At 67.4% G+C, this 408-nt stretch carries 1 protein-coding gene; it reads right to left on the bottom strand.

The window, feature by feature from the left end; translation table 11 throughout:
* Positions 1-408 (bottom strand): ATP-binding cassette domain-containing protein (locus F2P45_RS34575; protein ID WP_166882700.1); only part of this gene is annotated, 408 nt, incomplete at both ends.

Raw genomic sequence — 408 nt, 5'->3', positions numbered from 1 at the left:
GGTTCGACCGCCAGTGCGCGCGCCAGGGCGATGCGCTGGCGCTGGCCGCCCGACAGTTGCGGCGGATGGCGGTCGGCCAGCCAGTCGAGCTGCACCAGTTCGAGCAGCTGCTGCACCTTGTGGCGGATCTGCTGTTCGTTCGGCCTATCCTTGCGCGGCTTGACGCGCAAGCCGAAAGCGACGTTCTCGAACACGGTCATGTGCTTGAACAGCGCGTAATGCTGGAACACAAAGCCGACCTGGCGTTCGCGCACGTGGCGGCCGGACGCATCCTGGCCATCGAGCAGCACCTGCCCGCTGTCCGGATGCTCCAGCCCCGCGATGATGCGCAGCAGGGTGGTCTTGCCGCAGCCCGATGGGCCGAGCAGCGCGGTCAGTTCGCCCGAGGGGAACTGCAGCGAAACGTTG

It is taken from the genome of Massilia mucilaginosa, from assembly GCF_011682145.1.
Classification (GTDB): Bacteria; Pseudomonadota; Gammaproteobacteria; order Burkholderiales; family Burkholderiaceae_D; genus Telluria_A; species Telluria_A mucilaginosa.
Note: the sequence above shows the minus strand (reverse complement) of the source record. Positions and strands in the feature narration are given on the sequence as shown.